This window comes from Raineyella sp. W15-4 (genome assembly GCF_033170155.1).
Lineage (GTDB): Bacteria > Actinomycetota > Actinomycetes > Propionibacteriales > Propionibacteriaceae > Raineyella.
On record NZ_CP137079.1, the window covers coordinates 3,739,662 to 3,760,939 of the forward strand.

21 protein-coding genes are annotated in these 21,278 nt (G+C 69.8%); 13 read left to right on the forward strand and 8 right to left on the reverse strand.

Translation table 11 applies throughout. The annotated features are described in order from the left end of the window. The first annotated feature begins 3 nt into the window (after nucleotides 1-3). The 3 genes from R0145_RS17285 (at nucleotide 4) to proC (ending at nucleotide 2,348) form a co-directional block, all read left to right on the forward strand. A complete protein-coding gene (locus tag R0145_RS17285) occupies nucleotides 4-738 on the forward strand; it encodes an ABC transporter ATP-binding protein (RefSeq protein WP_317838187.1) in 735 nt (244 codons plus the stop codon). 128 nt (nucleotides 739-866) lie between these two features. Then, nucleotides 867-1,529 (forward strand): VOC family protein, encoded by a 663-nt coding sequence (locus tag R0145_RS17290; protein WP_317838188.1) that lies wholly within the window; start codon nucleotides 867-869, stop codon nucleotides 1,527-1,529. A 24-nt stretch (nucleotides 1,530-1,553) separates the two neighbouring features. After that, entirely contained in the window at nucleotides 1,554-2,348 is a 795-nt protein-coding gene (gene proC, locus R0145_RS17295) for a pyrroline-5-carboxylate reductase (protein ID WP_317838189.1), read from the forward strand. 150 nt (nucleotides 2,349-2,498) lie between these two features. Here the strand turns inward: proC and R0145_RS17300 are convergent, their stop codons facing one another. From R0145_RS17300 to amrB, 4 genes are all read right to left on the reverse strand, one after another. Continuing rightward, nucleotides 2,499-3,434, reverse strand: coding sequence for a type IV toxin-antitoxin system AbiEi family antitoxin domain-containing protein (locus tag R0145_RS17300; protein WP_317838190.1), 936 nt, complete (start codon nucleotides 3,432-3,434; stop codon nucleotides 2,499-2,501). Nucleotides 3,435-3,669: 235 nt separating this feature from the next. Then, nucleotides 3,670-4,779: an AmmeMemoRadiSam system radical SAM enzyme gene (gene amrS / locus R0145_RS17305; protein WP_317838191.1), complete on the reverse strand. Its 1,110-nt coding sequence runs from the start codon at nucleotides 4,777-4,779 to the stop codon at nucleotides 3,670-3,672. After that, entirely contained in the window at nucleotides 4,776-5,525 is a 750-nt protein-coding gene (gene amrA, locus R0145_RS17310) for an AmmeMemoRadiSam system protein A (RefSeq protein ID WP_317838192.1), read from the reverse strand. The genes amrS and amrA overlap by 4 nt, the downstream gene beginning before the upstream one ends. Then, the gene (gene amrB / locus R0145_RS17315; RefSeq protein WP_317838193.1) at nucleotides 5,522-6,346 is read right to left on the reverse strand and encodes an AmmeMemoRadiSam system protein B; all 825 of its coding nucleotides are present in this window, start codon (nucleotides 6,344-6,346) and stop codon (nucleotides 5,522-5,524) included. Before amrB ends, amrA begins: the two co-directional genes overlap by 4 nt. A 283-nt stretch (nucleotides 6,347-6,629) precedes the next feature. Here amrB and R0145_RS17320 point away from each other — a divergent pair, with 283 nt between their 5' ends. After that, nucleotides 6,630-7,106 (forward strand): MFS transporter, encoded by a 477-nt coding sequence (locus tag R0145_RS17320; protein ID WP_317838194.1) that lies wholly within the window; start codon nucleotides 6,630-6,632, stop codon nucleotides 7,104-7,106. A gap of 97 nt (nucleotides 7,107-7,203) precedes the next feature. Here the strand turns inward: R0145_RS17320 and trxA are convergent, their stop codons facing one another. Next, complete coding sequence (gene trxA, locus R0145_RS17325; RefSeq protein WP_317838195.1) at nucleotides 7,204-7,632, reverse strand: thioredoxin; 429 nt, start codon at nucleotides 7,630-7,632, stop codon at nucleotides 7,204-7,206. 322 nt (nucleotides 7,633-7,954) lie between these two features. Here trxA and nifJ point away from each other — a divergent pair, with 322 nt between their 5' ends. The 4 genes from nifJ (at nucleotide 7,955) to R0145_RS17345 (ending at nucleotide 13,812) form a co-directional block, all read left to right on the forward strand. Continuing rightward, nucleotides 7,955-11,668 (forward strand): pyruvate:ferredoxin (flavodoxin) oxidoreductase, encoded by a 3,714-nt coding sequence (gene nifJ, locus R0145_RS17330; protein ID WP_317838196.1) that lies wholly within the window; start codon nucleotides 7,955-7,957, stop codon nucleotides 11,666-11,668. After that, a complete protein-coding gene (locus tag R0145_RS17335) occupies nucleotides 11,665-12,663 on the forward strand; it encodes a dihydroorotate dehydrogenase-like protein (protein WP_317838197.1) in 999 nt (332 codons plus the stop codon). The genes nifJ and R0145_RS17335 overlap by 4 nt, the downstream gene beginning before the upstream one ends. Nucleotides 12,664-12,835: 172 nt before the next feature. Continuing rightward, nucleotides 12,836-13,219 carry a helix-turn-helix domain-containing protein gene (locus R0145_RS17340; protein WP_317838198.1) on the forward strand — a complete coding sequence of 128 codons (384 nt, stop codon included), beginning with the start codon at nucleotides 12,836-12,838 and terminating at the stop codon, nucleotides 13,217-13,219. Then, nucleotides 13,216-13,812: a PIN domain-containing protein gene (locus R0145_RS17345; RefSeq protein WP_317838199.1), complete on the forward strand. Its 597-nt coding sequence runs from the start codon at nucleotides 13,216-13,218 to the stop codon at nucleotides 13,810-13,812. Before R0145_RS17340 ends, R0145_RS17345 begins: the two co-directional genes overlap by 4 nt. Before the next feature lie 70 nt (nucleotides 13,813-13,882). On the opposite strand, the gene R0145_RS17350 is transcribed toward R0145_RS17345, so the two are convergent. Next, a complete protein-coding gene (locus tag R0145_RS17350) occupies nucleotides 13,883-15,034 on the reverse strand; it encodes an ROK family transcriptional regulator (RefSeq protein WP_317838200.1) in 1,152 nt (383 codons plus the stop codon). Nucleotides 15,035-15,151: 117 nt separating this feature from the next. Then, nucleotides 15,152-15,727, reverse strand: coding sequence for a GNAT family N-acetyltransferase (locus tag R0145_RS17355; protein WP_317838201.1), 576 nt, complete (start codon nucleotides 15,725-15,727; stop codon nucleotides 15,152-15,154). 254 nt (nucleotides 15,728-15,981) lie between these two features. Here R0145_RS17355 and R0145_RS17360 point away from each other — a divergent pair, with 254 nt between their 5' ends. The 5 genes from R0145_RS17360 (at nucleotide 15,982) to R0145_RS17380 (ending at nucleotide 20,779) form a co-directional block, all read left to right on the forward strand. Continuing rightward, nucleotides 15,982-17,148 carry a nucleotide sugar dehydrogenase gene (locus R0145_RS17360; protein WP_317838202.1) on the forward strand — a complete coding sequence of 389 codons (1,167 nt, stop codon included), beginning with the start codon at nucleotides 15,982-15,984 and terminating at the stop codon, nucleotides 17,146-17,148. Next, nucleotides 17,141-17,452: a hypothetical protein gene (locus R0145_RS17365; RefSeq protein ID WP_317838203.1), complete on the forward strand. Its 312-nt coding sequence runs from the start codon at nucleotides 17,141-17,143 to the stop codon at nucleotides 17,450-17,452. Before R0145_RS17360 ends, R0145_RS17365 begins: the two co-directional genes overlap by 8 nt. Then, entirely contained in the window at nucleotides 17,449-17,658 is a 210-nt protein-coding gene (locus tag R0145_RS17370) for a hypothetical protein (protein ID WP_317838204.1), read from the forward strand. Before R0145_RS17365 ends, R0145_RS17370 begins: the two co-directional genes overlap by 4 nt. Before the next feature lie 259 nt (nucleotides 17,659-17,917). Further along, on the forward strand, nucleotides 17,918-19,090 hold the full coding sequence (locus tag R0145_RS17375; RefSeq protein ID WP_317838205.1) for an O-antigen ligase family protein: 1,173 nt from the start codon (nucleotides 17,918-17,920) through the stop codon (nucleotides 19,088-19,090). A gap of 345 nt (nucleotides 19,091-19,435) precedes the next feature. Continuing rightward, nucleotides 19,436-20,779 carry a hypothetical protein gene (locus R0145_RS17380; RefSeq protein WP_317838206.1) on the forward strand — a complete coding sequence of 448 codons (1,344 nt, stop codon included), beginning with the start codon at nucleotides 19,436-19,438 and terminating at the stop codon, nucleotides 20,777-20,779. On the opposite strand, the gene R0145_RS17385 is transcribed toward R0145_RS17380, so the two are convergent. Then, the gene (locus R0145_RS17385) at nucleotides 20,767-21,270 is read right to left on the reverse strand and encodes a GNAT family N-acetyltransferase (protein ID WP_317838207.1); all 504 of its coding nucleotides are present in this window, start codon (nucleotides 21,268-21,270) and stop codon (nucleotides 20,767-20,769) included. The two genes, R0145_RS17380 and R0145_RS17385, sit on opposite strands and share 13 nt — an antisense overlap. Between the last annotated feature and the right edge of the window lie 8 nt (nucleotides 21,271-21,278).

Consider the following 21,278-nt stretch of genomic DNA (forward strand, 5'->3'; position numbering starts at 1 on the left):
AGTGTGAGCACAAGCGACCTGCTGGCCCTCGATGACGTGCACGTCTACTACGGCCCGTTCCACGCGCTGCGGGGCAACACACTGCGGGTCGGGCAAGGGGAGATCGTCTCCCTGCTCGGCGGCAACGCCAGCGGCAAGTCGACCACGATGAAGACCATCCTCGGGCTGGTCCGGGTGCGGTCCGGGGCCGTACGTTTCGAGGGGAAGGACATCACCCACACCTCGACGAGCCATCGGGTCAGGGCCGGCATCGCGTCGGTGCCCGAGGCACGGCGGGTGTTCCCGCAGATGACCGTCGACGAGAACCTCCTCGCCGGCGCCTACACCCGGCGGGACAAGGCCGGCATCGCCGAGGACCTGGAGCGGATGCGGGATCACTTCCCGCGCCTGGCCGAGCGCCGCCGCCAGGAGGCCGGCACGCTCTCGGGCGGGGAACAGCAGATGCTCGCCTTCGCCCGGGCCCTGATGAGCCGTCCGACGCTGGTCTGCATGGACGAGCCGACGATGGGACTGTCCCCGAAGCTCGTCGACCAGGTGCTTGACGAGATCGTACGGATCAACAAGGAGCTCGGCGTGGCGGTGCTGTTCGTCGAGCAGCAGGCCGAGCTCGCACTCTCCATCGCCTCCCGGGGCTATGTGCTGGCGACCGGGGAGATCGTGCTGCACGGGGCGGCCGCCGAGTTGCTCGACAACCCCCAGGTCCAGGAGGCCTATCTCGGAAAGGCAGTGCGGGGGTGACCGTGACGAGCCACCGGCGCCACGACCCTGAGCGGCGCCACGACCGCGGCCGCCACCAGGCACGGCCTCACGGCCCCGAAGGCGCCAAGGCCCACGCGAACCCCACGACCGGGAAAGAAAGAGAGAGCATGACCACGCTTCCTGTCGATCATCTCGTCTTCCTGGTGCCCCACATCGACGACTATGCCGACGAGTTCGCCCGCGTCACCGGGGTGGCTCCGGTCTTCGGCGGCGTCCACGCGGGCAAGGGCACCAAGAACTATCTCGTCCGCCTCGACGCAGGGGACGGAAATCCCGCCTATCTCGAACTCCTCGGCCTCGACGATGCGCAGACCTACGTCCCTGCCGATGCCACGATGTTCCGGGTCGGCCGATACGGACCGGACCCGCGTCCGCACCTCACGACCTGGGCGATCCACCCCGGAAACCTCACCAGCATCACCGCCACGGCAACCGCCAGGGGGATCCGTGTCGGGGCTGTCGAGGAATGGTCCCGCAACGCTCCCGACGGATCCGTCCTCGAATGGAGTGTCGCCATCCACCCCGACCTGCCGCTGGGGGGCCTCCAGCCCTTCCTCATCGACTGGGGAACCACTCCTCACCCATCGACGAACCCGCGACTCGGCACCATCACCCTCGCGGGACTCCGGTTCGAACATCCCCGCCCCGAGACGCTCGCCCGGGCCCTTGCCGGCCTCGGCCTGAGCGACATCCCACCGATCGGCCTCGGGCTCGTCCCGACCATCATCGCCACCATCGACACGCCCCACGGGCGTCTCGAGCTTCGCTGACTCACGGGAGAGGACAGGAGAGCCATGAGTCACCGCCTCGGCATCATCGGATTCGGTCAGATGGGCGGCGCCATCGGCACCGGCCTCGTCACCAACGGCGCACTCCCGGCCGGCGATATCGTCGCCTGGGACATCGCCGCGCCCGCGCGCCACCGCGCGCAGGCCGCCGGGATCAGCATCCTCGGCGGCATCCCTGACGTCTGTCGGGCCGCTGACATCATCCTGCTCGCCGTCAAGCCCCAGGATGCCGCCGGTGCGCTCGAGCAGGCAGCTGGAAGCCTCGCCGGCAAAGCCCTGCTCTCTGTCGTCGCCGGCTGGAGCACTGACACGCTCGCCGAGCACCTCGCGTCCGGGGCCCGCCTCCTCCGGATCATGCCCAACACTCCTGCGCAGGTGGCCGCCGGTGCTTTCGGCCTGTCCGAGGCAGCCACCATCACCGACACCGAACGCAGCGACATCGAACACTGGTTCGACACCATCGGCCTCGTCGAATGGGTGCCCGAACAGCTCATGGACGCCGTCACCGGCCTCTCCGGAGGAATCCCCGCCTACATCGCCATCGTCATCGAGGCCCTTGCCGACGGAGGAGTCCAGCAGGGCCTCAAACGACCCGTCGCGCTGCGTCTCGCCACCCAGGCCGTACTCGGCAGCGCGAAACTCCTCCTCGACACCGGACAACGTCCCGGGGCGCTCAAGGATGCCGTCTGTTCCCCCGGCGGAACCACCATCGAGGGGGTCCGTGCACTCGAGCGGTCCGGCTTCCGCTCAGCACTCATCGAAGCGGTGGTGGCCGCCTCGGAAAGAGCGCGACAGCTGTAGCGGCAAGCAGTATCGACCGGTAACCCGCGTCGGCCCGGATCCCGGGTCTATCTGCGTCGCCTGCGCGTTTCGCCCGCGCACTTGTGCTGGTAGTCGAGCACAAGTGCATGGGCGAAACCCGCCTGCGGAGTCAATGTCGGGATGCCGCCCTCAGCGGCAGCGCTCGCAGTAGGCCCGGCGTCCCGTCCAGCCGTGGCGCCGCAGCACGGTAGCCAGCTGGGCGGCCACGGCACAGGGACGGTTCACGACATCGGCCCAGCCGAAGCGCAACGTCACCAGACCGTTGACGGCGCTGACGTTGTCCCGCCGGAAGTCGCGGAACTTCCCGCTGCCGGTATGCCCCAGACGCCCGTCGAGCTCGACCAATACGCCGTAATCGTCGTACAGCAGGTCATGGAAATGGCCGGATCGCGATGCCTGACGGGTTGCGGCCGGAAGGTCATGGGCCCCCAGCACCCGCTCGTCGAACCTGTACTCCAGCACGCTGTGGATGCCGGCGCTGTCGTTGAGCAGGTCCCGCAGGAACGTACGTCCGGGCAGCCGCGTACGCCGCTCGACGACGGCGATCAGGGCGCGCTCGTCAGTCAGCCCCGTGCCCAGACACCGCGTCACCAGGTCGATGATGTCGCCTTGGGCCATCTCGGCCGACAGGTCACACAGCACGTGCCCGATCGGGATGGTCGCCGGCCGCCCGGCGGCGCGGGCCAGGCGGTGCTGGCCGTCGTGGTGAAAGCGCCACCTGCCGGTCGTGCGGCGGCTGCACCCGTCGGGCACCCAGACATCGATCAGCGGGGGCGGCTCCTTCTCTGTCCTGAGGCCGAGCATTCCGGCGGCCGCCCAACCCCCGATGGCGGATCCCGCGCCGCCGCGGATGACCCCCGCGATACACAGCTGTTGGAGCGTGGGCTCAGCATCGTGGGCCAGCAGGATGCCCTGGGTCAGGCGTTGCCAGGCACCGGCTCGGAGGAGTCTGCGCACAGCGGCGTACGGCAGCCCCTCTTCGAGCGCCTGGGCGACGGTGACGATGCCGTGTTGGCTGCGCATGATCTCCGACAATCTGTCGGAGGGCTGAGCGGTCGGTCTCATGCCCGGAGTGTGGGTCCGCCTGGGCCCGGAGGGAGCATCGGCGAGGCACTCTGTGGACAACAGTCTTCGCTGCTAGAGGGTGTGCGTTTCCTCTGACGCATTTCCTCTGCCGCCTCAGGGTTATGCGTTTCGCCCACGCATCTGTGCTGGTAGTCAGACACAACCGCGCGGGCGAAACCCACCCGCAGGGCAGGAGGCCCCGATTGCTCGGTAGCGCATCGGTCAGGGCACGCAGTCAGGGCACCCGCACCGGGATCCGGTGTGCCCCGGCCTCGCCAGCGCGATCGCCGAACAGCCCCGGCACGGCCGTACGACACTCCGGGCACCGTCCCTCGGAGGTGAGGCGGTAGCGGCGGATCATCGAACCGCGTTCGATCAGCACCGCGCCGCAGGAGGGGCACCAGGTGGTACACCCACCCACGACGTCGGCGGGACTGGCGTAGACATAGCGCAGCCCGGCCTCCAGCGCTATCTCGCGGGCCCGCGCCGGGCCGACCCTGTCGCCCGGAGGGATCGGCAGCGATCCCGACCCGGGGTGTGATCCCGTCCGGCGCGACGCCGGTACCGGTGCGGTGAAGTGCAGCGGCACGTCCGGGCCCAGTTCGCGACGGATCCAAGTGGACATCGCCCGGAGCTGGCCTGGATCGTCGTTCAGCCCCGGCAGCAACACCGTGCTGACCTCCAACCAGGTGCCCTGACGGTGCGCGACATGGGTCAGGGTCTCCAGGACGGTGTGCAGGCTGCCGCCGGCGTAGCGCCGATGCGCCTCCTCGTCGAAGACCTTCAGCTCGATCACCGCGGCGTCCATCACCCCGAAGAAATCACGCCGGACGGCGGGTTCGAGGAACCCGGCGGTCACCGCGATCGTCCGCAGCCCCTCCACGTGGGCGGCCCGGGCCACGGCGATGGCGTACTCGGCGTAGACCACCGGGTCGTTGTAGGTGAAGGCGATGCTGCTGCACCGCCACTCGGTCGCCAGGCCGGCCGCGGCCCGCGGGGAGGCCTCCTCGAGCAGCCCGGAGACCCGGGCGACGGTCTCCGGCCGCCACACCCGGCAGCTGCGGCAGGTCAGGTTGCAGCCGGCGGTGCCCAGGCACAGCACCGGTGTCCCGGGCAGGAAGTGGTAGAGCGGCCGGCGTTCGACCGCGTCGACGCAGAACCCGGCCCCCCGGCCGTACGTGGTCAGCACGATCCGGTTGCCGTCGCGGACCCGGACCGCGCAGGATCCCGCCTCCCCGTCCGCCAAGGCGCAGGCCCGCGGGCAGACGTCGCAGACCAGCCGGCCGTCGCCGTCGGCGTGCCACCATCGGGCGGGGAAGGGCTGTCCGGGCGTGTGCAGGCTCACTCCTCCTCCCAGGCCCGGACGGTGTAGCGGGAGATCCGGGTGTGCCCGTCCCAGCCGGGACGCAGCCCGGCCTTGCGCCGCAGCCGGGCGAGGAAGTCGTACGGTGAGGGCAGCTGCTCCCACACCTGGGGCAGGAAGGTGGCCCGGTGCCCTCCCGAGCGGAGGATCACCCCGTCCACGCCGGGCCGCAGCCGGGCGACCGCCTCGGCCACGGACCGTACGTCGTCGAGGGGTTCGGGGGCGGACAGCACCGACACCTCGATCCGGATCCGGTCGAACTCCTGTGCCGTCAGCGGGGCGAACCGGGGATCACGGAAGGCGGCGTTGACCGCGTTGCGCCGGACGTCCTCGGCCAGCGGCCGAAAGGCCTCCAGGGTGCCGATGCAGCCGCGCAGGTCCGCGCCGATCCGCAGCGTCACGAACGACGCCCCGGGCGCGGCCAGCCAGCCCGGATGCTCGTCGAGGACCTGAGCCCGAGGTACGCCGACGTCCCCGCGCTGACCCCCCGGCACAGGGGACTCGGCCTCGACACCGGCCGTCGTCCCCGCCTCGAGACGCAGGTGCTCGGCGATCGCGCGGCGCGCCAACGGCAGTAGCAGCTGACCGGCATCGTCCGGCACCACGTCCGCCGGCACTGTTTCGTCCGGCACTGTCTCGTCCCGCACCGTGCGCTCCGGCACCCTGCGCCCCGGGTCCGCGTCGGCCGCGGACCCGCCCGCCGACCGGTCGTCGGATCCGCCGGTCATGCGGCCCCGGTCCCCGGCTGCGCCTCCTGGAAGCCGATCGCCGCGTAGCCCACCACACGGTCCTTGTCACCGGCGGTGTCGCCCGAGGTCCGCCGGTCGTACAGCACCGGGTGCAGGCCACGACGCCGGGCGAAGTCGAGCAGCCCGTTCGCCGGCGAGGCGCCGCAGGCCTGACGGGACTCCAGTGGCCCCTCCAGCGCCAGGATCCGCGAGACGGTGGCGACGTCGACCCCGTTCGCGGCGGCGTAGCGCAGGTAGTGCGACAGGTCGGAACTCACCACCACGACCGTCTCCGGCCCGCCCCACAGCGCCTCGATCACCTCGGCGGCCGCGGTCGGGGTGACCTGTCCGACGACCAATGGCACCACGGTGAACTCGCCCAGCACGGTCTGCAGGAACGGCAGCTGCACCTCCAGCGAGTGCTCCCAGCGATGCGCCTCCGCGTCGGTGCCGACCTGGCGAAAGCCGCCGAGCACCGGCGGCACCTCGACCGGCACGTCCCCCAGCGGGGTCCGCAGTGCGGTCGCACCGGGCAACGCGAGACCCCGGATCGGCACGTGGTGGACCGGCCCGAGCAGGACGACGCGGTGGACGGTGTCGCGGGCCGGTTCGAGGCGTACGTAGCCGCGGGCGGCGGTGGGTCCGGAGTAGACGTAACCGGCGTGCGGGGAGATCAACGCCTTCGGCACCGGCCCCCGATCGGCCCCCGTGGGGAGCTCGGCGCGGGCGTCGGAGAGCAACCGGGCGATCATCGTCGCGAGGGCGTCCCGGTCCCGGGGGTAGAAGGTGCCGGCCACTGCCGGCGGGCGGACGGTCTCCATGAGGTCCTCCACGGACGGCTGTGGAGCCAGTCTACCGAGCGACCGGACCTCGGGTGGGTCGTACGACCGGGCACTTCGCTCTGTACGGGGGACCCCGGTGCGGTGGCTGACCCGGGGGCAGCGGAGGCGAAACCCCGGCAGCAGCGGGACAGAGCACGCCGGCGCAGGACAGGCAGCAAGCGCAGGACAAACGGCACGGGCGGGACAGACGGCACGAGCGGAACAGACGGCACGGGCGCCGCAGGACAACAACACGGGCGGACCGGATCGGCGGGAGAGTGCGATGGCGGCAGTGCAGGACAGCGCGGCGCAGGTGTCCGCCTGGGCCCCGTTGCGGCGGCCGGTGTTCCGCACGCTCTGGCTCGCCCAGCTCGGCTCGAATGTCGGCGGGTGGATGCAGACCGTCGCCGCCCAGTGGTTCCTGGTCCAGTCCGGGTCCGGGTCACCGTCGCCATCACCTACACCGTGCCCGCGGGGGCGCAGGAGGCCTTCCTCGCCGCCGCCGATCGGGTCCGCGACAGCCGCCGCCGGACCGGGGCGGTCTCCGAGCCTCGAGCGATCGGCCGAATCCGCCGACCGGTTCCGGGAGCAGTTCCGGGTCCGGTCGTGGAGCGAGTTCACCGCGAGTCGCACCGAGCGGTGGACCGGCTCGGACGCCGAGGCCCTCGCGACGCTCGTCGACGCCGCCACGGACGTCCAGGAGGAGCACTACTTCCCGGCCCCGGTCACCCGCGCCGGACGGGCGACCACGTCGGCCTGAGGACGCTGGACCCGAAGACGCCGCACCCGAGGCCACCCGGCCCCGGATGCCGATGCCGATGCCGCAGTCTGAGGACACCCGCCTCCGGCCGCGTGGGTCAGCCCTTCAGCGACCGGTCCAGCCAGGCGCGCAGCCGGTTCAGCGGCAGCGCACCGGTCTGCCGGGCCAGCTGCTTGCCCTTGTCGAAGATCAACAACGTCGGGATCGACTGCACGGCGTACCTGGCCTGGGTGCGCGGCGCATTGTCGACGTTCACCTTGACCAGCTTCAATCGCCCGGCCCGCTCCCGGGCCAAGGTCTCGAGCGCCGGCGACACCATCCGGCACGGGCCGCACCACGGCGCCCAGAGGTCGAGGACGACCGGCACCGTCGAGGACTCGATCACCCGCTGGAGGGTCTCGTCATCGGCGGTGGCGATCCACGGCAGCGGCTGATGACATTGGGAACACTGCGGGACGCCCTTGGCGGCGGCCGGCACCCGGTTGCGGGTGCCGCACGATGGGCAGGTGATGACGTTGCTGCTCATGGTCTCCATCCTCGTCGACCCTCCAACCCCGGGCATGGCCTCTTGACCCACGTCACGACTTGTCCGCATCACGGCTTAACCCACGTCACGACTTGATCACATCACGGCAAAGATACCCCTGGGGGCATAGCGGCATCACCATCGCCCGACCCCGGCGCAGGCTCTGGGCCACGGTGAATGCCGCATAGCCGTGTTCGGGCATCGAACTTTATCTGATCCTGGTAAAGGTCGATAAAGCTTGTAAGACCCCCGAACCCGCCGACCCCACCCGCCGGCTCCCGACCCGTGAGACAATGTCCTACAAAGCGTCGTAGGAGGGTCGGTGACCGGACCGATGGGAGACCAGGAGCACGTGACCAAGGGCCGGGCCGAGCACGTGGCCCAGGAACACGTCGAGGCTCGGACCGAGGAACAGATCGTCCACGCCACGGTCGAGGGCAACGAGGCGGTCGCCCGGATCGCGCACGCGGTCAGCGAGGTCATCGCGATCTACCCCATCACCCCCTCCTCCGGGATGGGCGAGCTCGCCGACCAGTGGTCGGCCCAGGGTCGTACGAACCTCTGGGGGCAGGTGCCCGAGGTGATCGAGATGCAGTCCGAGGGCGGCGCGGCCGGCGCGCTGCATGGCGCGCTCACCAAGGGCTCACTGGCGACGACGTTCACCGCGTCGCAGGGCCTGCTGCTGATGATCCCGAACATGTTCAAGATCGCCGGCGAGCTGACCCCGGCGGTGATCCACGTCGCGGCCCGGGCGGTCGCGACGCACGCGCTGAGCATCTTCGGCGACCACTCCGATGTGATGGCCGTCCGCCAGACCGGCTGGGCGATGCTGTGCAGCGGCGGGGTGCAGGAGGCCCAGGACCTGGCGGCGGTGGCACACGCGGCGACGCTGCGCTCCCGGGTGCCGTTCGTCCATTTCTTCGACGGGTTCCGTACGTCGCACGAGATCACCACCATCGACCTGCTGCCGTACGACGCGGTGCGGTCCCTGGTGCGGGAGGAGGACCTGGCGGCGCACCGGGCCCGCGGGCTCTCCCCGGACCATCCGACCATCCGCGGCACCGCGGAGAACCCGGACACCTTCTTCCAGGCCGCCGAGGCCGCGAACCCGTTCCACGACGCGGTGCCGGCGACGGTGCAGCAGGTGTTCGACGAGTTCGCCGCGCTGACCGGCCGGGCCTACCACCTGGTCGAGTACACCGGCGCCCCCGATGCCGACCGGGTGGTCGTGGTGATGGGGTCGGCCGCGGGCACCCTCGCCGAGACCGCCGCCGAGCTCAACGCCCGCGGCGAGAAGGTCGGCGTGGTCACCGTCCGGCTCTACCGGCCGTTCCCGGTCGACGCGTTCCTCGCGGCACTGCCGCCGACGGTCCGTGGGATCGCCGTGCTGGACCGGACGAAGGAGGCCGGGGCGCCCGCCGAACCGCTGCTCGCCGACGTCCTCACCGCACTGGCCGAGGGTCTGCCGAGCGCCGACCGTAGTCACCCTCGCGTCATCGGCGGCCGCTACGGCCTGTCCAGCAAGGAGTTCGACCCCCGGATGGCCAAGGCCGTCTTCGACGAGCTGGCCGCGCCCGCGCCGAAGCGGCGGTTCACCGTCGGCATCACCGACGACGTCACCCACCTGTCGCTGACCGTCGACCCGACGTTCGAGCTGCCGGCGGTGGGCCGGGCCGCAGTGTTCTACGGGTTGGGCTCCGACGGCACCGTCGGCGCGTCGAAGAACACCGTCAAGATCCTCGGCGAGCTGCCCGGCCGGTGGGCCCAGGGCTACTTCGTCTACGACTCCCGTAAGTCCGGCGCCACCACGGTGTCCCACCTGCGGTTCAGCCGCGAGCCGATCCGCTCCAGCTATCTGGTGCAGGAGGCGAACTTCGTCGGCGTGCACCAGTTCGGCCTGCTGTCGGCGATGCGCACCCTCGACATCGCCCGGACGGGCGCGACGGTGCTGCTCAACTCGCCGTACGGCCCCGACGGCACCTGGGACCGGCTGCCGGTGGAGGTGCAGCAGCTGATCGTCGACCGCGGTCTGACGCCGTACGTCGTCGACGCCGAGGCGGTCGCCCGTGAGGTCGGGATGGGCAAGCGGATCAACACGATCATGCAGACCTGCTACTTCTACCTGTCCGGGGTGCTGGAGCCGGAGGAGGCGATCGCGGCGATCAAGGCGTCGGTGGAGAAGACCTACGCCAAGCGTGGCCGCACCGTGATCGAGCGCAACCACCAGGCGATCGACGCCGCGGTCGAGCACCTGGCGCCACTGCCGGTCGGCGCGGTGACCAGCACCGAGCACCGCCAGCGCCCGGTGCCCGCACAGGCGCCGGACTTCGTCAAGCGGGTCACCCAGGCGATGCTGCACGGCCGCGGCGACGAGCTGCCGGTCTCCGCGCTGCCGGTGGACGGCACCTGGCCGACCGCCACCTCGCAGTGGGAGAAGCGGGCGATCGCCTCCGAGATCCCGATCTGGGACCCGAGCATCTGCATCGACTGCGGCAAATGCGCGATCACCTGCCCGCACGCCGCGATCCGGGTCAAGGTGATGCCCGAGGCGGCGCTGGAGGGTGCCCCGGCGACGCTGCAGTCCAAGCCGTACAAGGACCGGACGCTGAAGGACCACCGGCTGATCGTCCAGGTCGCCCCCGACGACTGCACCGGCTGCGGGATCTGCGTCGACATCTGCCCGGCCCGGTCGAAGACCGAGGTCAAGCACAAGTCGATCAACCTGGAGCCGGCCCGCGAGCACCGCGAGGTCGAGCGGGCGAACTTCGAGTTCTTCCTCGGCATCCCGGAGATCGACCGCGCGCTGGTGCGCCACGACCAGGTGAAGGGCGCCGCCCAGCTGCAGCCGCTGTTCGAGTTCTCGCTGGCCTGCTCCGGCTGCGGGGAGACCCCGTACATCCGTACTCTCACCCAGCTCTTCGGCGATCGGATGATCATCGCCAACGCCACCGGCTGCTCCTCGATCTACGGGGCGAACATGCCGACGGTGCCGTACGCCCAGGACCCGCGGGGCCGGGGGCCGGCCTGGTCGAACTCGCTGTTCGAGGACAACGCGGAGTTCGGCCTGGGCATGCGGCTGGCCTGGGAACAGCAGCACGCCGAGGCCCGCCGGCTCGTCGCGCTGCGCCGCGACCTGCTCGGCGACGAACTCACCGACGGGCTGCTGGAGGCCGACCAGTCGTCCGAAACGGGGATCGCGGAGCAGCGCACCCGGGTGACCCGGCTGCGCGGGCTGCTGGCCGCCCACCAGGACGACCCGGTGGCCCGCCGGCTGGCCCTGCTGGCCGACGAACTGGTCGAGAAGACGGTGTGGATCATCGGCGGCGACGGCTGGGCGTACGACATCGGCTCCGGAGGTCTGGACCACGTGCTCGCCTCGGGCCGTAACGTCAACATCCTGGTGCTGGACACCGAGGTCTATTCCAACACCGGCGGCCAGGCCTCGAAGGCGACCCCGCGGGCGGCCGCGGCGAAGTTCGCCGCCTCCGGCAAGGCCCGCCCGAAGAAGGATCTCGGCCTGCTCGCCCAGGCGTACGGCAACGTCTACGTCGCCCAGTTGGCGATCGGCGCGAACCAGCAGCAGACGATCCGGGCGATGCTCGAGGCGCAGGCCTGGGACGGGCCGTCGCTGCTGATCGCCTACAGCACCTGCATCGCCCACGGCATCGACATGGAGACGTCGATGACCCACCAGGCCGACGCGGTGGCCAGCGCCTACTGGCCCCTCTACCGGTTCCGGCCGGACACGGCCGGCGAGGGGCATCCGCTGCACCTGGACTCGAAGGCGCCGACGAAGCCGGTCACCGACTTCATGCGCGGCGAGACCCGGTTCACCATGCTGACCCGCTCTGACCCGCAGCGGGCCGCGGAACTGGCCGCGCTGGCCCAGTCCGATGCGGACGAACGCTGGCGCTACTACTCCCAACTGGCCGGGATGGAGCGGACCGTCGTGAACGGCGCCCACCCCGACGATGAGACCGGCGACCGAACCACCCACGACGCCCGAACCACCCACGACGAAGGGAGCGACCGATGACCACCGAGCCCGTCCTCGCCACCAGCTACCTCGGCCTGCCGCTGAGCGGGCCGGTGATCGCCTCGGCCGGTCCACTCACCCGCACCGTCGACTCGCTGCTGTCGCTGCAGGAGGCCGGAGCCGCGGCCGTGGTGCTGCCCAGCCTGTTCGAGGAGGACGTGCTGGCGGAGGAGCTGCGGCTGGTGGACGCGATGGAGGCCGGCGACGACTTCGCCGAGTTCACCGCCGGGCCGCTGCCGACCATCGAGCTGCCCGAGCTGGGGGCGGACCGGCACCTGCGGCTGCTCGAGCGGGCGAAGGCGGCGCTGGACATCCCGGTGATCGGCTCGCTCAACGCCACCCGGCACGGATCGTGGGAGCGCTACGCGACGATGATGGCCGCGGCGGGGGCGGATGCCCTGGAGCTCAACCTCTACACTGTCGCGGCAGACCCCACCGAGTCCGCCGCCGAGGTGGAGGCGCGCCAGCTCGAGGTCATCTCGTCCGTACGCGCCTCATTGGACATCCCGCTGGCGGTGAAACTGTCCCCCTACTACTCGTCGTTCGCCCAGTTCGCCGGGGCGACCAGCCGGGCCGGAGCGGACGGGCTGGTGGTGTTCAACCGGTTCTACGCCCCCGACATCGACCTGGAGGGGCTGGCCGTCACGCCACGGCTGGCGCTGTCCGGCTCGGCGGACCTGCGGATCGCGTTGCGCTGGCTCAGCATCCTCCGCGCCCAACTGCCGAGCACCGGCCTCGCCGCGACCGGTGGCGTGCACGGCTGGGAGGACGTCGCCAAGGCGCTGCTGGTCGGGGCGGACGTGGCGTGTACGACCGCGGCGGTGATCCAGGACGGTCCGGCCGCGATCACGGCGATGCTGGCCGGGCTGCGGAACTGGCTCGCCGAGCACGACTACGCGTCGGTGGACCAGCTGCGCGGCTCGATGTCGGCGGCGTCGGTGCCGGATCCGTCCTTGTACGAACGCAGCCAGTACCGGGAGATCGTGACCAGCTGATCAGTGCGGACCGACCGACGCGCGGGGGGCCGGGAAGTCAGTGTCCAGTGTCCCTCAGAGCTCCTATAGGTCTTCCCTGTGCCTGTCCGCTGGCACACCGCTCGTATGCAGCTCGGTCAGCAACGCCCTGACCCGCTACAGTTGTTTCACTTGGAGCAGATGGAGGTGTGAGATGACTGATGTCCTGACTCGCGACGCTGACGCGCTGCACCGCGCACTCGACAGCAAGGGCGATGAGGTCAAAGTCACCGTCTCCCGAGAGACCGCAGAGTGGCTGGCGCGAATGGTGGACGCCCGTTCTCGCGGCCAGCGCATCGTCGTCACGCACGGCCATGCAGAGGTCACTCCCGCCGAGGCGGCGGCTTTGCTGGGCGTCTCTCGCCCCCAGGTCCGCAAATTCATGGACGAGGGCAAACTGGGCTTTCGCATGGTCGGTGCGCATCACCGCATCCCGATCGAGTCCATCGAGGCGTTCAGGACATGGGAGCGGGAGCAGATGACAAAGGGCATGGAGGAGCTGTCCCAGTTGCAGAACGAACTGGGTCTTTTCGAGTGACCCTCGCCGAGGCCGGGGATCACCCGCCACTTCGCGTTGTCCTGGCCGACGCGAACGTGCTCTACTCCCGCGTGCTCAGGGATTACCTGCTGTATGCGGCGACACAGGGCGTTCTGGAGATCCGATGGAGCGCGGAGATCCTCGCCGAGGTCGCCGAACACCTGACCGAGAACATCGCCGGGTTCGACGCGGCAGCCGGGGCACGGCTGGTCACCGCAATGAACAGTGCCTTTCCCGCGGCCGAGGTGGGGCCGGACGACGGCGCCGCCAGGACCGTCGCAGAGCTGACGCTGCCGGACGAGGACGACCGGCATGTGCTCGCAGCTGCCGTCGCCGTCGATGCCGACGTGCTCTGCACCGACAACCTCAAAGACTTCCCGACCGACTCGATGGAGGAAGTCGGCGTCCAGCTCATGTCCTCGGACGCCCTGATATCGCTTCTTGTCACCGAGTTCGCGGAGGGGATGCTGGCAGCGCATCGGCTCGCGGTGTCGAGGTTCCCTGGCGCGACCAACGACTCTACGCTCGCGGCGCTCCGCCGCGCTGGAGCGGCGAACGCTGCTGGCCTCATCGCTGGGCTCTTGGGTATCTGAGCGCGGCTACCGCCCGTTCTCGCGGTCAGGGAGCGGCAGCACCCGGCTGGTCGCGTCGAACGGGTCGCCGTCAGGCGACGCGTGACCGGCGATGGGCAGAGGCGGACGCGGACGCGACGATCCGCAGCGGGTCGGCGTACAGGTGGCGCAGGGCGCAGGAGGTGGCCGCCACGGCTTGCACGCCGGCGCCCATCCAGGCGAAGGAGGGTTCCGGCAGCAGGGTGCTGGTCGCCCGGAAGGCCGTCACCAGCTCACCGAAGGTGCGGGGGAAGCCGGTGAAGGCCTGGCCGGCGAGGACGATCCGGTCGGGGTGCAACATGTCGCCGACGACCGCCGTCGCCCGGCCGAGCACCGTCGCCCGGTCCCGCAGCAGGGCGAGCGCGGCCCTGTCCCCGTCCTGGGCGGCCGCGACCACCGCGTCGATGGACGGTCGGGCCACGATCCCGTCGCGGTGGGCCCGCTGGGCCAGGTGCCGGTCCCCCGCCGTCACGCCGAGGCAGCCGACGGCGCCGCAGCCGCAGGGCACCGCGCTGCCGGTCGGCAGATGGGTCAGTCGCCCGACCTTGCCGTCGTCGGGGAGCCGGCCGTCGGAGGCGACGACGAAGGCCATCGTGTCGCGGGCGTAGAGATACAGCGTGGAGCCGTCGGGACGGTCCGCGGCGTTCAGCAGGTCGGCGCCGGCGAGCGCGGCGACATGGTCGGCCACGGCCACCGGCAGCCCGGTGGCGCGGTGCAGCCGGCCGCGGAGGTCCTCTGGGTCCCAGGGGAGGTCGCCCCACGGGCCGACCACGCCGATGGTGAGCACGCGGTGTCGTGGGAACCGGGCGGCGGCGCGGCGCAGTGCCCGGCCGGCGATCTCGATCGGGTCGACCGGCCGATGGGACGGGTCGACCGGGTGGCGGCCGGTGACCAGGATCCGTCCGTCCGGCGCGGCGAGGGCGGTGGTGATCACTCGTTGGCCGAGGTGGATGCCGAGCACGGCGTGCTGCCGGCCGTCCGCCTCGACCGGCACGGACGGTCGGCCCACTGCGCCGGGCGGGAGCAGGTCGGGACGTTCGCGGATCAGTCCCGCCGCTGCCAGACCGGTGACGGTGCGGGCGACCGTCGCGGTGCTCAGACCGGTGTCGCGGACGAGATCCTGCCGCAGCGCCGGGCCGAGTCTCCGGATCGACAGGAGCACGGCCGAGGCGGAGGCCACGGAGGTCTGGGCCGAGCTTGCCATAATCTCTCCTTTTACAACTGTAAAGCTTACCTAATACCTAGGAATCTAGCAGTCTCCGGGACCCCTGTGACCCGCCGTCCCGTTCCGGCCGGTTCTCCCGCGCTCCGGCCCTGCCGCTCAGCAGCCCGCAGCCTCTGGCACCCGCGCGAGCCGGTGCACGGTGCGATCCCCGGCCCAGGCCGGCGGCGATCCCGGATCGGGGAGGAAGCCCAGCGCCCGGGCGGTCCGCAGCGCCGCCTCGTGGCGAGGGTGGATGACGGCCACCAGGCGTTCGGCGAGGCCGGCCCGGCGCGCCCAGTCGACCCAGACCCGACCCGCCTCGGTGGCGTAGCCGCGGCGTTGCCGGTCCGGGGCGATGACGACATCCAGCTCGATGTCGTCCCATGGTTCGTGGACCTGCAGCCCGACCCGGCCGATGAAGTCGCCGGTGGCCCGCTCGATCACCGCACTGTGCCCGAAGCCGTACGTCCCCCAGTGCCGTTCGATGGCAGCCAGCTGGGCACGAGTCCCGTCCAACGACGGGGCTCCCGCACCAGCCGCCAGCGCTTCGGCACGAAGGAAGCGCCGCACCGACGGCACCGCATAGACTTCGGCATAAAGTTCAGCCAGATGGTCGAGGTCGGCGTGTACCATACGACGTAGTTCGAGCCGAGGGGTGGAGAACGCGATCGGGGATGTGTGGACGGCCTCCATGGACCCGACGCTACCAGTCGCGCCGGGCCAGAATTGTGTGCCCTGCCGACAGGAACTCCGCACGACCGACGGGGTGTCGGGAGTCCCGGCCTCCGCCCCGGCGGGCTGCGGCAGAGCCGGTGCCGACTAGACTCACCGTGGTGGCGCTCCCGCCACCGTGCCCACCGGCCGAGGCGCCCCAGCGGACCACCACGTACGTCCGGGCGACGGGCCCGCGGGCCTGACCAAACCGATGCAGGGGGACAGCACAGACGATGAAGATCGCGATCTGCGGACTCGGGTACGTCGGGATGGCGAACGCCGTCCTGCTGGCCCAGCACCACACGGTGGTGGCCCTCGACATCAACCCGGAACGCGTCGACCAGGTCAACGCCCGCCGCAGCCCGATCGTCGACGCCGAGCTGGAGGACTACCTCGCCCACCGTGAGCTCGACCTGTGCGCCACCACCGACCCGGCCGCGGCGTACGCAGGTGCCGACTTCGCGGTGATCGCCGCACCGACGAACTACGACGAGCAGACGAACTTCTTCGACACCTCGATCGTCGAGTCGGTGATCGCCCAGATCGCCGAGATCTCGCCGGACACGGTGATCGTGATCAAGTCCACGATCCCGGTCGGTTTCACCGAGCGGGTGCGCACCGAGTTCCCGGACCAGACGATCCTCTTCTCCCCCGAGTTCCTCCGCGAGGGCCGGGCCCTCTACGACAACCTGCATCCGTCCCGGATCATCGTGGCGGATCCTTCCCCCGAGGGCGATCGCTTCGCCGGGCTGCTGGTGGAGGGCTCGCTGGACGAGGACACCCCGGTGCTGCTGGTCGGGGCGACCGAGGCGGAGGCGATCAAGCTCTTCGCCAACACCTATCTCGCCATGCGAGTGGCGTACTTCAACGAGGTCGACACCTTCGCCTCCCGGTTCGGCCTGTCGACCCGGCAGATCATCGAGGGCGTCGGTCTCGACCCGCGGATCGGGACGCACTACAACAACCCCTCCTTCGGCTACGGCGGCTACTGCCTGCCCAAGGACACCAAGCAGCTGCTGGCGAACTACGACCAGGTGCCGCAGACGCTGATCCAGGCGATCGTCGACTCGAACTCCACCCGCAAAGACTTCATCGCCGCCGACATCATCGCCCGGGAACCGCGGACGGTCGGCATCTACCGGCTGGCGATGAAGGCCGGCTCGGACAACTTCCGCCAGTCCTCCATCCAGGGGATCATGAAGCGGATCAAGGCCAAGGGCATCACGGTGCTGCTCTACGAGCCGCTGTACGACGAGGACACATTCTTCCACAGCGAGGTCGTCAGCGACCTGGAGGACTTCAAGCGCCGGTCGGACGTGATCGTCGCCAACCGGCGGTCCAAGAAGCTCGCCGACGTGGCCGACAAGGTCTACACCCGGGATCTCTTCGGGAGTGACTGACGTCTCCACCGTCGGGCCGGCCCGGGGCAGGCGAGCAGCTCCTTCGCCAGGCATTCAGCTCGCCGGCGAACTGGCCACATCCGGTGCTGATGAAGACCACCGGTCCTTCTCCAGCGTCGTCAGCGACGCGCTGGCCTCTTGGCTGCGTGGCCGGCTGATCGATGCTTGGCTGGCTGAGTACCAGGCCGAGCACGGTGAGTTCTCCGAGGACGAACTGCGCGCGCTGGCCGCGGAGGCGGGCGTTCCGTATGTTCCGCCGGCGACGGTCCGCGCCGAACCTCGTGACCCAGACGCCGCCGCATGAGATTCGTCCTGGATGCCGGGGCCCTCATCGCTATCGAACGGGCTGATCGCCGTACCGCAGGACTCCTCGCCATGGGGCGTCGCATCGCGGCCGAACTGGTGGCCGTGCTTTCACAATCCGGCGACCAGATCCTCACCAGTGATCCCGACGATCTGACCACCCTGGTGGAGGCTCGCGGTATCCCGGCGGTCGTCGTACGCGTCTGACCGCGGGCATTCGAAGCAAACAGGTCAGGTGCGTACTTCGCTGTAGCCGACGGAAATGCGGCCGTCGAGCACCGACAGAAGTTCAGGTCGACCGGCTGCGGTGAATGCCGGACGACTTCCGCCAGTCATCGATCCGCGGGCGTCATGAGGCGGATCAGGGCCACCCGGTCCGGCACCGCGAGAAACTCGCCCCGATGGCCTGTCCCCCGCCCCGTGGTAGCTTCGGCCCGACGTGCTCAAGCCCCTCTGGAGGCGCCCTATGAACCGTGACATCACCGGCGCAGCAACGATCAACGGTCAGAAACCGCCCTCGGAGAACGGGGTGGGACAACCCTCAGACAGCAGAGCTGACCCACGCTCTGTCGCAGCGTGGGTGTTGAGCCGAGTGCCGCGGCGAGAGACCTGGAGCAGTCTCAGCCGCCTGGACAGGGCCGGCCTCCTGCTTCTGGCAGCGTTCATGGTGTGGGCTGTCACGACGACCCTGCTCAACCATCGCCCGGTGCAGCCGCTGTCTCCCTATCTCGTCTCGCCGGTGATCGCCGTGCTGGGCGTCGTGGTGGGGCGACGACTGGTGCGGGCCGATCCTGGACCTGTCGCAGTCGGTCTGGTCGGGATCGTGGCGTACGTGACGTTGGACGTGGTGGTGCGGGGCGGGCCAGCGGGTGGCCCGCTGGGGTACGCCAACTCCAACGCCGCCTTGATCGTCCAGTTGATGGCTCTCACGGGGCTGATGGCCGTGAACGCGCGAGGTGGGCGGCGCCGCCTGCTGCTCGCCGGCACACTCCTGGCAGCCGTGGCGCTGGTGGCGACGGACTGCCGGGCCGCGATGATCATCTCCATTCCTTTACTGGCTGCCATCTGGGTGGCGGTGGCGCGGGGAGTGCGTCGACGGTGGTGGCCGGTGACGCTCGGGGCGGTGGCCGTCGTCGGATCCGCTGCAGCCGTCATCCTCGGCGCCGGCAGCAGGTCGTGGCTTCCGATAGCGACCTACGGTCTGAGTCCAGCCCGGCACGTGCTCTGGCGGGACGCACTCACGCTCTGGTCGCACAATCCTGTGATCGGGTCGGGTCTCGGCTCGTTCCGTCGATTCAGCGCGCTTGCCAAGAATCCAGACCTCACCATGGCGCACTGCTCGATCCTGCAGATCGGCGCCGAAACCGGACTGATTGGCGTCGGGCTCTTCACCGCCATCCTGGCTGTGGGTTTCGCGCTGGTCACCCAAAGCTCTTCTACTGTCACACTGCTTGCGACCGCAGCATGGACGGCCGCTGCCGTTCATTCCTTTGTCGATCACACGCTGGAGTTCCCAGCCGTCGTCTTGGCGGCTGGAGCAGTGACCGGTTGGGCATCGGGGCACAATTCGATCGATTCCGCCGACCCGTCAGCCGGCCTACGGGAGCATCGCGGCTACCGCGCCCGGCCTGTGCCGTGAACGGCGCTGGACACAGCGAACGTAGCGCCCACATGTCTCCTGTCGAGGCCAGTCAACCGATCTCATACGATTCCGTACGCGCGAGCTGCCGGGGACCGACTGCGTCTGATATCAGGGACCCCGAGGGCCGGCGCCAAGAGACGCCACTCCACGGGGCTTGGCTACTTCAGCTCCCGGACTGCCCCGGATACCGAAGGCCCGCAATCACCGCACATCAGAATGGCGCACGGGGGCGTAGCGTGATGGCGACGCCACCGGACCGCTATCGTGAGCTCTGGGGGAAAACACACGTGGCCCCGCGAGCAACGCCGATGGGGGGATGGGCATGCATGTGCTCGACATCTCATGAGCCCGCAGAACCGCCAAGAGGCCCTGATCATCACCGCGCTTGAGCTGTTCGCTGGTCAATGCTGCGAATCCGGCCACGCGATGTGCGATCACACCGGGGCTTGCCTGGATGCACTGGATGCGCAAGCGCAAAAGAACGCCGCGGCAGCGTGTGCTGCCCGATTCGATGCCAGTGGGAGCGTACTGTCCAAGCGGACGGAGGAGCCCAGTTCGACGTGGAGCACGTCCGAGCTCCTCCGGACGGTTCTCGATCGCGTCCTGACTCCGCCGAACATTGACTGGTTGTGGCGGTCGATCACCATCACGAGCGCGCTGGCGCGCCTCGGCGAACGGGGTTTGTCACCGGACGCGGTCCTCCGGACTGGGTTTGGGCGAGATCTGAGGCGCAGGATACTTCGCGACGCCACTGCCTTCTGGCTTGCGGAGCGAGATGGCTCTCTGACCAGAGATGACGTGCCGGCATTCCTCCGCGGCTGGGTTGACCTGCTGGACGCGGAACCGGCACTCGACGGCAATGACCTCACAACGACCTGGACGGGGCAGGCGGTGCTGCCCCTGTCCTTGGCGGACTCGGCCCGGCAGTGGCTCCGATCAGCTGCGGTCGGGCACCTCGTCAGTTGGAAGATCAGTGACTTCTTGGCGGTACGCCCAGGGCCGGACGAACTGGTGTTTCCGGGTGGCAAAGACGCGACTCGTTGGGTCTGCGACCGTCTTGCGCGCACCTACCTGAGCGAATGGTCCCCTGCCAGCCTTCAGTGGGAGCTTGCGTATATTCGGATGCCCGGCAAGACCTGCGCACGGGCGGGAGTAGATCCTGCCATCCTCGAGGAGCGCGTCTGTGTCGAGGACATGGTGGTCGAGGAGCTCTGCCACCAGGTTCACACGCCCGAGGCTCATACAGAGGTCGACGGGGACACGATGGCCGAGGACCTCGTGCCCTCGTTGGCACTAATGCTGCGAGCCGGGCAGCTCGATGCGGCCCGTACCTTGGCACGTCGCGCCTACGAGGGATGTCCGAGCAGTCCTCAGTTCGAGCTTGCGTACGCGTTCTGTTCCATTCCGACAGACCGCGCAGAGTCCAGACGCGTCCTGAAACTCCTTGACGCCTCGGCTGAGCCCGCACGCACACTCATCTTCGCGAACATGGCTGTGTGTGAGCTGTTCGACGGACACACCCAGTCGGCTCAGGAGTGGGCCGCGAAGATCTCCTCGCCGCTGGTGTCCGACGCCGTGTGGCTCTGGGATCCTGTCCAGGCTCTCCGAGGCGGACCCGAGGTGAATCTCGAGCCGATCGGTCTTTGGCTGGAACGGCTGCATGCAGCAGCCGATCAGTCGACGTAGCGCCTCAGAGCCTTGACGGGCACCATCAGGTGGAGGTCCTCGACGGGTGACTGGAGAAAGTCGCCGTTGCGCAGATAGAACTGCTTGGCGGCCTCATCCCGACAATGGATAAGAACGGCTGCCGCACCGATGCTGTCGCTGAGGACGACGGCACGCAGGAGGGCGTCCCTCAGCAGTTCCCAGCCCAGCCCTTCTCCTTGGCAGGAGCGGTCCACCGCCAGTCGTGCCAGGAGAATGCAGGGAATCTGCGAGGGACGTCCCCGCTGCAACTCGCCGGGAGCGTCGAGCTTGGCGACGGCCGCCATCGCCACCGCATAGTAACCCACCACGCGTCCGCCGGCGGTGATGACGTACGTGACGGCATTGTTCGCCTGTTGATTCTGCCATGCATACTTCGTCAGCCACTCATCGAGCTCGTCGGCACCGCTGGCGAAGGCGGCCCGGACGTCGGATCGTTCGAGCTTCCTCGGCGCAGTGAAGTCAACTACCATCGCCTGGG